Source organism: Flavobacterium anhuiense, assembly GCF_004151235.1.
In the GTDB taxonomy this organism is placed as follows: Bacteria; Bacteroidota; Bacteroidia; order Flavobacteriales; family Flavobacteriaceae; genus Flavobacterium; species Flavobacterium anhuiense_A.
The window spans coordinates 104,115-115,765 of the sequence record NZ_JUIV01000018.1; the positions used below are offsets into that span (position 1 = coordinate 104,115).

Sequence of the window (11,651 nt, forward strand, 5' to 3'; positions counted from 1 at the left end):
TTTAAAGAAGTAAACAGATGACAAGTTTGTTGGTAATTATAGTTTTAGTTTTATTAGCGGTTGCATTATGGCAATTGACGAAGATATTTGATCTTACTCAGGTGGGATCGTCTTCTGATGATTCTCAGGTTGCATCAGATAATGACAATAACGTTCAGGGATATATTATGTTTGGCTTTTTAGCTTTCATTTATATATTTACGATTTATGGTTTACTAAAATGGGGTAATTTGGTACTTCATACTCCTGCTTCTGAGCACGGTGGTTTAGTAGATAATTTAATGAATATTACTTGGGTTTTAATCTTTACAGTTCAAGTTATTACGCAAGGTTTGCTTTACTGGTTTTCTTTTAAAAATAGAGGAAATAAAGATAGAAAAGCATTGTTCTTTGCTGATAGTAATAAACTTGAAGCAATCTGGAGTATTATTCCATCTGTTGTTTTAGCTTGTTTGATCCTTTACGGATTGTATGCTTGGAATAACATTATGTTTGTTGATAAAGATGAAGATGTAATCGAAATCGAATTATATGCTCAACAATTTAAATGGACGGCTAGATATGCTGGACAAGACAATGTTTTAGGTAAAGCTAACGTACGTTTAATTGAAGGAGTTAATACATTAGGGGTGGATATGTCAGATCCTAATGCTCAAGATGATATTGTAGTTTCAGAATTACACATCCCTAAAGGTAAAAAAGTTCACTTTAAAATGCGTTCTCAGGATGTATTGCACTCTGCTTATTTTCCTCACTTTAGAGCACAAATGAACTGTGTTCCAGGTATGGTTACTGAATTTGCTTTCGTTCCAACTTATACTACTGCAGAATATAGAGAGTTACCATTTATGGTTGAAAAAGTTGCGCACATCAACAAACTTAGAGCTGAAAAAAGCGCTGAATTAGTTGCAAAAGGGGGTACAGCTTTAGATCCTTACACATTTGATTATTTATTATTATGTAATAAAATTTGTGGAGCTTCTCACTACAATATGCAAATGAAAGTTGTAGTTGATACTCCAGAGGATTACAAAAAATGGTTAAGTGAGAAAACTACTTTAGCTCAAGATATTAAAGCGGCAGCTGCTGCTGAGAAACCAGCTGAAGGAGCTGCACCAACTACAGATACTGCTGCAAAAGTAATTGATACTGTTAAAACAGTTGTTGATACTGTTAAAGCTGCTGTAGCTAAAGTTGCGATGAAATAATATTATTAAGAAAATTTAAAGTACAAATATATGTCAGCAGAAGCGCACGGTCACGATCACGGACACGATCACGAGCACGAACATCATCATAAGGACACGTTCATTACTAAATATATTTTTAGTATTGATCACAAAATGATTGCTAAACAATACTTGATTACTGGTATTGTTATGGGAGTAATTGGGATTGCAATGTCCTTGCTTTTTAGAATGCAATTAGCGTGGCCAGAAGAGTCTTTCAAAATATTTAATGTTTTATTAGGAGATAAATTTGCACCTGATGGTGTAATGGCAAATGATATTTATCTGGCTTTAGTTACAATTCACGGTACCATCATGGTATTCTTTGTACTGACGGCAGGTTTGAGTGGAACATTCAGTAACTTATTGATTCCACTTCAAATTGGAGCAAGAGATATGGCATCTGGATTTATGAATATGATTTCATACTGGTTGTTTTTCTTATCAGCAGTTGTAATGTTATGTTCTTTATTTGTTGAAGCTGGACCAGCTTCTGCAGGATGGACAATTTACCCTCCTTTAAGTGCTTTGCCTCAAGCAATTCCTGGATCTGGAACTGGTATGACTTTATGGTTAGTATCTATGGCTATTTTCATTGCATCTTCTTTAATGGGATCTTTAAATTACATAGTTACTGTACTTAACTTAAGAACTAAAGGAATGTCTATGACTAGACTTCCTCTTACAATCTGGACATTTTTCGTAACAGCTATTATTGGTGTTATTTCATTCCCAGTTTTATTATCTGCAGCTTTATTATTGATTTTTGATAGAAGTTTTGGTACTTCATTCTTCTTATCTGATATCTATATTGCTGGAGAGGTTTTACACTACCAAGGAGGTTCTCCTGTATTGTTCGAGCACTTATTCTGGTTCTTAGGTCACCCTGAGGTTTACATCGTAATCTTACCAGCGATGGGTCTTGTTTCAGAAATTATGGCAACAAATGCTCGTAAACCAATTTTTGGTTACAGAGCGATGATTATGTCAGTTCTTGCAATTGCATTCTTGTCAACTATCGTTTGGGGTCACCACATGTTTATTTCAGGTATGAATCCTTTTTTAGGGTCTGTATTTACTTTCACAACTTTATTGATTGCAATCCCTTCTGCTGTAAAAGCATTTAACTGGATTACAACTTTATGGAAAGGTAACTTACAATTCAACCCAGCGATGTTATTCTCTATCGGAATGGTTTCTACTTTCATCACTGGAGGTTTAACAGGAATCATTTTAGGAGATAGTACATTAGACATTAACGTTCACGATACTTACTTCGTAATTGCTCACTTTCACTTAGTAATGGGTATCTCTGCACTTTACGGAATGTTTGCTGGTATTTACCACTGGTTCCCTAAAATGTACGGAAGAATGTTAAACAAAAACTTAGGTTACATCCACTTCTGGGTAACTGCAGTTTGTGCTTATGGAGTTTTCTTCCCAATGCACTTTATCGGATTAGCTGGTTTACCAAGACGTTATTATACTAATACAAACTTCCCATTATTTGATGATTTGCAAAATGTGAATGTTTTAATTACAACATTTGCTCTTGTTGGAGGTGCGTTCCAATTAGTATTCTTATACAACTTCTTTAGCAGTATTTTCTACGGTAAGAAAGCAACTCAAAACCCATGGAAATCTACAACTTTAGAGTGGACTACACCAGTTGAGCATATTCACGGAAACTGGCCAGGAGAAATTCCTCACGTATATCGTTGGCCGTATGACTACAGTAACCCTAATCACGATGTAGATTTTGTTCCTCAAAATGTACCAATGAAAGAAGGTGAAGAAGTTTTACACCACTAGAAATAATCAAAGGCTGTCAGAAATGACAGCCTTTTTTGTTTAGTTAAAGTTTTAATCGTTCAGTTTAACTATTTTAGAAACTGATTAGTTTATATATCTTTGTGGGATGAATGAAAATCTAGATCCTACTACCAAAGGATATAACTCAGAAGAGTTAGATCTTGAAAAAAGATTGCGTCCGCTGTCATTTGATGATTTTGCCGGACAAGATCAAGTTTTGGAAAATTTGAAAGTCTTTGTTGCTGCCGCCAACCAGCGTGGAGAAGCGCTTGACCATGCCCTTTTTCATGGTCCTCCAGGTCTAGGAAAAACTACTTTGGCAAATATTTTAGCCAATGAGTTACAAGTTGGTATTAAAATTACTTCTGGTCCAGTATTGGATAAACCTGGCGATTTGGCTGGTTTGCTGACAAACTTAGACGAAAGAGATGTTTTGTTCATTGATGAGATTCATAGACTTAGTCCTGTTGTTGAAGAATACTTGTATTCTGCGATGGAAGATTTCAAGATTGATATTATGATTGAATCGGGGCCAAATGCAAGAACGGTTCAAATTAACTTGAATCCTTTTACTTTGATTGGAGCGACAACGCGATCAGGATTATTGACTGCTCCAATGCGTGCCCGTTTCGGAATATCTTCTCGATTACAATATTATACTACTGAACTTTTAACTACTATTGTTGAAAGAAGCGCTTCTATATTAAAAATGCCTATTGATCTAGAGGCGGCTATTGAAATTGCAGGAAGAAGCCGTGGAACTCCTCGTATCGCAAATGCTTTATTAAGGAGAGTTCGTGATTTTGCGCAGATAAAAGGGAACGGAAGAATTGATATAGAAATTTCTAGATATGCCTTAAAAGCACTTAATGTAGATGCTCACGGTCTGGACGAAATGGATAATAAAATACTACTTACGATTATCAATAAGTTTAAAGGAGGGCCGGTTGGACTTTCAACTTTAGCTACGGCGGTTAGCGAAAGTAGTGAAACTATTGAAGAAGTGTACGAACCTTTTTTAATACAAGAAGGATTTATAATGAGAACACCTCGTGGAAGAGAAGTTACGGATAAGGCTTATAAACATCTTGGAAAAGTAAATACAAATAATCAGGGAGAATTATTTTAACACATATAGAAATGTCTATAAGTAAAAAATATAATTATCCGCCAAAACTTTCTATTCTAAGATTTTTTGTTGATGCAGAAGGAGTCCGTAGAAATCCTATACCTTATCATGAAAAATATTTTGATCGTTTTGGAGATTCTTTTTCTATACGAATAGGAAAATCAAGACACATTATCTTATCAAGAGATAATGATGTTGCTCAATATATACTACAGAAAAATCAGAAGAATTATTATAAATCTAAATTCCAGTCTGTTTATCTTTCTAAATATTTAGGTAAAGGTCTTTTAACGGTTGATGGAGAATTTTGGCTGAAACAAAGAAGGCTTATTCAGCCTGCTTTTCATAAGCAAAAAATGAATCAGTTAGTTGATAATATGAAACTAACTATCGTTTCTGAGCTAAAAGAAATTGTTGTTGATAAAAAAGTTGATCTTTTTCCTATGATGAGTGAGGTAGCATTTAATGTTGTCGCTAAATCATTATTTCAATTTTCTATTGAAGAAGAAAAACTTAACCGTATAAAATATATTATTGAAGCAGTCCAGAATTTTCTAATTAAAGAAATTAGATTGCCACATAAAACATGGTGGTTTTCGATTAGTGGACAGGTAAAAGAGCATCTTCAATTGGCAAAGGAAAACGATGCAATTATTAGAGGTATTATAGAAGAAAGAATTGCTTCTCAAAATGAAGTGAATGACTTACTGAACATGCTTTTGGAAACTCGCTATGAAGATACTGGCAAGGGTATGTCTGTTGAACAATTAATAGATGAAATAAAAATTCTATTTATTGCTGGACATGAAACAACTGCAAATGCTTTGACTTTTACATTGCAATTGTTAGGAAGTCATTTAGATGTACAGCAAAAAGTATTTGAAGAAATTCTTAAAGTTGAATCGGAAAGTGAGAATGTTGTAGAGCAGCTCCAAAAAATGACTTATATAAATGCAGTTTTGAATGAATCAATGCGTTTATATCCGCCAGCTTGGATTACAGACCGACAAAACGTAGAAGATGACGTTTTAGGAAAATTTACTATCAAAAAAGATACTTTGATTGGAGTTTCTTTTTATGAATTACATCGAAATCCAAAATATTGGGATAATCCAGATCAGTTTAATCCAGACCGCTTTTTAGGAGAACAAAAAAAACAGTCTATGCAATATTTTTATCCCTTTGGAGCAGGACCAAGAATGTGCATTGGTGCTGGTTTTGCTATTTATGAAATGTGTTTAGCGATTTGTCATATTATCAAAAAATATAAAGTTGTTTCAGTACGAAATACGATCAATTTTAATCCTTTGATTACCTTAAAACCTGTTGGTATTGAAGTTGTTTTTTCTGAGAGATAATGATTAATTCTAAAGAAAAATATTCGAAATTTATAAAAGAAGAAGCCAAAAGACTTGGTTTTCTTTCTTGCGGTATTTCTAAAGCTGGTTTTTTGGAGGAAGAAGCGCCTCGACTTGAAAATTGGCTAAAAAATAATCGAAATGGTCAAATGGCTTATATGGAAAACCATTTTGACAAACGTTTAGATCCGACTTTATTGGTTGATGATGGTAAAAGTGTCGTATCCCTCTTGCTTAATTATTATCCAGATTCATTTCAAAATGATGAAAGTTTTAAGATTTCTAAATATGCCTACGGACAGGATTATCATTTTGTAATTAAAGATAAACTAAAAGAGTTTCTTCACTCGATTCAAGAAAACATTGGAGAAGTTTCTGGACGTGCTTTTGTCGATTCAGCACCGGTGTTAGATAAAGTTTGGGCAGCCAAAAGCGGTTTGGGTTGGATAGGAAAAAACAGTAATTTGATTACTCAAAAAGTAGGCTCTTTTTACTTCATTGCCGAACTTATTATTGACTTAGAATTAGAATATGATCATGCTGTAACAGATCATTGTGGCACTTGCACCGCTTGTGTCGATGCTTGCCCCACGCAGGCAATTGTAGCTCCTTACATTGTAGATGGCAGTAAATGTATTTCGTATTATACCATCGAATTAAAAGAAAATCTTCCAGAAGAAATGAAAGGAAAATTTGATGAATGGATGTTTGGCTGTGACACTTGCCAAGATGTTTGTCCATGGAATCGATTTTCAAAACCGCACTCAGAACCTTTGTTTAATCCGAATCCAGACTTGCTTTCTTTTACTAAAAAAGACTGGTTAGAAATTACAGAGGAGACTTTTCGAACAGTCTTTAAAAATTCCCCTATCAAAAGAACCAAATTTGAAGGTTTAAAACGCAATATCAATTTTTTAAAATAGCATTTTGGTATTTGTGGTTTTGTTTTAAAGTATTGATTGTCAATTGTTTTGTTAGTTGTGTGCTTTGTCTTTGTCTTTTTTATTTCTTACGTTAATTTACTTAATTATCAATAAATTCTGTAAGAATTCTAAATTGTCATAATTATTTAAGAAAATTCAGCTATTTCGTTGTCAAATATTTACAAAAAATTGATTTTCAACCGATGAACAATTGTTAAAAACTGTTGTTTGACGACTTTATGTGCACTTTGTCGGAATAATAAGGTTCGATTTGATTTCGCGATATACTTTCGCACTTTCCAAATCTACTTAATTTAAAACCAGAAAGACTTTTTTAGTCTTTTTTATACAATGTCATGGTCTACATAATGTCCTTTTTTTGTGTAAGTCTCGGGAAAACTTTTTCAAGTTTCTCAAAATCCAATTTATATTTTTTCACGTATCTCACACATATACTAAAAACGATCATCCGTTTTTTAGTATCCAAAATTTCTGTTCCACAAACACAAGTCGTCTATGCGTAACTCTACTTTTTGTAAGTCTGGATTTTCTAGACTAATTCTTTTTATCCTATTTGCCATATTACCAATAACTTCATTCGCACAAGTATGCGGAACTCCTGGAGTTGATGGACCTGTTGCCGTTTCAAGATCTGTAAATACGTATTATCCAATTTCAGGAAATATTACTTTAAATGCGGGAGCTCAATCTATTTTGTTAGCTGGAGTGCCTGCAACGGATCAATATTCGAATAATTTTGGAGCTATTCCGATTTCAGCTGGAGACTTGATTTTAATTATTCAAATGCAGGATGCAACCATAAATTATACAAATACAAATAGTTATGGTTCGGGAACAACAAATAGCGGTCCAGATAGTCAAGGGGGTACAGGATTTACGTCTCGTGGTAATACTGGAGTTTTTGAGTATGTAATTGCGACAAACAGTGTGCCCTTAACTGGAGGGAATTTGACATTTAAAGGCACAGGCACGAACAATGGCGTCCTGAATAGTTTTTATAATGCAGATGCTACAACAACACGAGGAAAGAGAACATTTCAAGTAGTGAGAGTACCTCAATACTCTAATTTAACCCTTACAGCCAATATTACTACACCACCATTTAATGGAGTTGCCGGTGGTATTATTGCTTTTAATGTTTCTGGAACATTCAATTTTAATGGTTTTAGCATTGATGGTAGTGCAAGGGGGTTTCGAGGAGGATATAGCCCAAAAGCAGATTCGAATACTAACGATTCTAAAACTTATGTTGATGACTCTTCAAAAAGTAATGTTTCTGGAAAAGGGGAAGGAATAGCTGGTACGCCTAAGTATATGTGGGATGGCTTTAATCAGGTAGCAAATACAGTGGAAGGAATGCCAGGAGGCTCTGCTGGAAGAGGTGCTCCTGCCAATGCAGGAGGAGGTGGTAATGACCACAACACCGGTGGAGGTGGCGGTGGTAATGGCGGGTTTGGTGGTCTTGGAGGAGCTGGATGGCAAGGAGGAGGAGGAGATCTCTTTTCTAATAATCTTACAGGAGGAGGAAGACCAGGATCAATATCGTATACTGTAATTGAAAAATTTCCAAGGCTTATTATGGGGGGAGGCGGTGGCGCCGGAGATGCAAATAATGCCTCTTCTGGTGTAAAAGGAGGTGTTGGAGGGGCAATTATCCTTATTAATGCTGGAAATGTTTTAGGGAATGGTACTATTTATGCAAATGGGGGAAATGGAGCACCAGGAACTTATGCTAACTCACCAGATGGTGCTGGAGGAGGAGGAGCAGGAGGAACAGTTTTATTGAATGTTTCTAATAATAGTACTGCCAACATTCAAATTCAAGCTAGTGGTGGAGCAGGAGGAAATACTGAAAACGACAATAATAACGAGCACGGACCAGGTGGAGGTGGAGGAGGTGGAATTATCTGCCACAATGTTTCAAGTTCAGTAACCATTACAACAAAAGTAATTGGGGGAGCGGCTGGTAAATCTAATGCAGGAAAAGGAATTACTCACGGTGCTATAGCTGGAACAGATGGTTATGTATCGACTTTTACAGTAGCAGACGTACCGCCAAATTTACAGGTTAATGCAAATTGTTTTCCAGTTCTTGAAACAAAAGTAAAAACATTATCGACCACTGCAGTTTGTAATTCTATTGATGAAAAAGTTTCTTATGAAATCGAAATAAAAAATACGGGAGCTGGAAATGCGGCTGGAGTGATGTTGGATTTTAGTTTTCCAACAGGTATTGAATTCGATTCGGCTATTGCAACTTATTCTGCAGGAGCTTCGGGGCCAGCAGGAACTTTAGCCAATTCGACAACAGTTACCGCTAATAATCCCGTTTTTGGAGGATTTAATATTGCACAAAATGCAGTTGTTACTATAACTTTAGTTGGAAAAGTTGCCGCTTCTATGGCGGCAGGAATTTATAGTGCAAATGCTCAAGCATTGTACTTTGACCCAACACGTACAACTGCCAATTCTACTAGAAGAATAACCGCATTTACAAATGCTTATGGCACTGCAAATAAAACTTATGAGGGAACTGGGCAATCAAATGTTCCTGGTGTAAATTTTAATGGAACAAGTACTGCCCTTGATGATATCTCAATTTTAGCTTTGCCTGCAGCACCAACTGTGAGTGTAACGCAAACAACTTGTGCATCTCCAACTGGGACTATAACGGTTAATACACCTGCAAACGGTTCAGGAATAAGTTATACATTAACGGGAACCAATCCTGTTTCTGCTCCAGTAAATAGTACAACTGGTATTTTTTCTGGATTGGTACCAGGAACTTATTCTGTAACTACAACAAATGCGCAAGGATGTACTTCTGCACCTAATGCAGGAATTGTTGTTAATGCTGTTGCAGGAGCGCCAACGGCTACAGGTGTTGCTATTTGTCAAGATGGAACGGGGTCATTAACAGCTTCTTCTCCATGTGGAACGTCTAATAGCTCAGGAGCAAAAATCGCAAGATTAGGTAATAGTGTAGGTACGGCATCACTTTCTTGGTCTAATCCTTCGAGAGTGACTTCTAATGATTCAAGCTATGCATCTGCAACTGTTAATAGTGGAGGGAACACCACTGTTGCGACAAGGTCTCTTCAAGGAACAGATTTTGATTTTAATATTCCTACGAATGCTGCAATTACTGGAATTCAAGTTACAATTGGTCGTTATAGTAGTACTGCCAGCTCTACTGTGAATGTTAAAGATAATGTTGTTAGTTTAATTAAAGCAGGAAATGTTATTGGTGAAAATAAAGGTATCACAGGATCTAATTGGTCAACAAGTTCTACTTCTGCAGCAAATTATGGTGGATCATCAGATTTATGGAATACCACTTGGACTCCTGCAGATATTAATAATTCAAATTTTGGAATTGCTCTATCTGCAAGTATCACTAGAACATCAAGTAATGACATTACTGCATATGTAGATTATATGCAGATTACTGTAAATTATACTATAGGTGGAATTGAATGGTATACTACATCAACTGGAGGTTCATCGATTTATACTGGCTCTTCATTTAACCCAGTGGGAGTTGCAGGATCAGGATTGACAAACACTGCTACTGAAGGAACAAAAACATATTATGCGGCTTGTTCAGGTAATTCAAATTGTAGAGCAGCGGTAAATTTCGTTATTAATGCAAAACCAACAATAACAGGAGTTTCTCCTGCATCAAGATGTGGAACTGGAGAAGTAACTTTGGGCGCTGAAGCATCAGCAGGAACTATCAATTGGTATGCTGCATCAACAGGAGGAGTATCATTAGGGACAGGAGAGAGTTTTACTACGCCAAGTTTATCTGCAACAACTTCTTATTATGTTGAAGCAACAGATAATGGCTGTACAACGTCAACAAGAACTGAAGTTAAAGCAACAATAAATACAATACCAACAATAAATTCGACAACAGAGGCTTCAAATTGTGGTGCAGGATCATTACAATTAAAAGCAACCGCCTCAACAGGTGCAACTATTAATTGGTATGCAGATCCTACGACTTTGACAGTATTAGGAACTGGAGCAACTTTTAACACTCCAACTTTATCAGCTACTACAACTTACTATGTGGGTGCAGTAACAGCTGCAGGTTGTACTTCAACATCAAGAATTGCTGTTGCAGCGGTTATAAATACCCCTTCTAGCATTGTATTTACAAGTGGCACTCGAAATCCAACGGTTTGTTCTGGAGCATCAGTCCCTAGTGCTGTTTACACTTTTGGAGGAAGTGCTACAAATGCTACAGTATCTAACTTGCCTGCAGGATTATCTGCTGCGGTCGATACTAATGCAAAAACAATTACAATTTCTGGAAACCCAACAGCAGGAGGCACTTACACCATTACAACTGTTGGACATACTGCACCTTGTACAGAAGCAACAATTCAAGGAACTGTAACTTTAACGCCAAATGTGACAATTTCACCATTCTCTCCTACAACATCTTCTCGTTGCCAAGGATCAGGAACAGATACAAGAACCACAACTGCAAGTAATTCAACAAGTATTAGTTATAATCTGGATCCTGCAAGTATCGCAGGGGGTAATACAATTAATGCTACAACGGGAGTGGTGACGTACGCTGCAAACTGGTCAGGAACAACTACAATCACAGCAAGTGCTGCGGGATGTAACGGACCTGCGACTACTACACATATTGTAACCGTAAATGCATTGCCGACCGCGACTATAACTGGAAATTTAACGGCCTGTTTAACCACAACATTGACAGCGGCTACAAATGCAAGTTCAGCGACTTATGTTTGGTACAGAAACAATGCTGTAATTTCTGGGCAAACTTCTTCTTCATTAGTTGTAAACTCTGACGGAGATTATAAAGTAAAAGTTAAAAATACAGTAACAAGCTGCGAGCAAACATCGGCTGTTTCAACAGTTAAAGTTAGTGATACAGAAAAACCTGCAAAACCAACATTAGCAGATATTACAGCAGAATGTTCTGTGACAGTTACGCGACCAACAACCACAGACAACTGTGCAGGAACAGTAATCGGAACAACGTCAGATCCTTTGACTTATTCAGCACAAGGAACTTATACGATTAACTGGACTTTTAACGACGGTAACGGAAATACAGAAACGGCCACCCAAAAGGTAATCGTTAAAGACACCCAGAAACCTGCAAAACCAATATTAGCTGATGTTACAGGAGAAT

At 36.3% G+C, this 11,651-nt stretch carries 6 protein-coding genes; all 6 read left to right on the forward strand.

Annotated elements, in window-relative coordinates:
• The first annotated feature begins 17 nt into the window (after positions 1-17).
• Complete coding sequence (locus tag NU08_RS18345) at positions 18-1,208, forward strand: cytochrome c oxidase subunit II (protein ID WP_129748550.1); 1,191 nt, start codon at positions 18-20, stop codon at positions 1,206-1,208.
• A 30-nt stretch (positions 1,209-1,238) separates the two neighbouring features.
• Complete coding sequence (locus NU08_RS18350) at positions 1,239-3,041, forward strand: cbb3-type cytochrome c oxidase subunit I (protein ID WP_008466848.1); 1,803 nt, start codon at positions 1,239-1,241, stop codon at positions 3,039-3,041.
• Between the two features lie 106 nt (positions 3,042-3,147).
• Positions 3,148-4,170: a Holliday junction branch migration DNA helicase RuvB gene (ruvB, locus tag NU08_RS18355; RefSeq protein WP_111379234.1), complete on the forward strand. Its 1,023-nt coding sequence runs from the start codon at positions 3,148-3,150 to the stop codon at positions 4,168-4,170.
• A gap of 11 nt (positions 4,171-4,181) precedes the next feature.
• Complete coding sequence (locus NU08_RS18360) at positions 4,182-5,528, forward strand: cytochrome P450 (protein WP_129748551.1); 1,347 nt, start codon at positions 4,182-4,184, stop codon at positions 5,526-5,528.
• Positions 5,528-6,451, forward strand: coding sequence for a tRNA epoxyqueuosine(34) reductase QueG (gene queG / locus NU08_RS18365; RefSeq protein ID WP_129748552.1), 924 nt, complete (start codon positions 5,528-5,530; stop codon positions 6,449-6,451). The genes NU08_RS18360 and queG overlap by 1 nt, the downstream gene beginning before the upstream one ends.
• A gap of 516 nt (positions 6,452-6,967) precedes the next feature.
• Positions 6,968-11,651: hypothetical protein (locus NU08_RS22555; protein WP_165352482.1), on the forward strand; the 4,684-nt coding region annotated here is incomplete at its 3' end.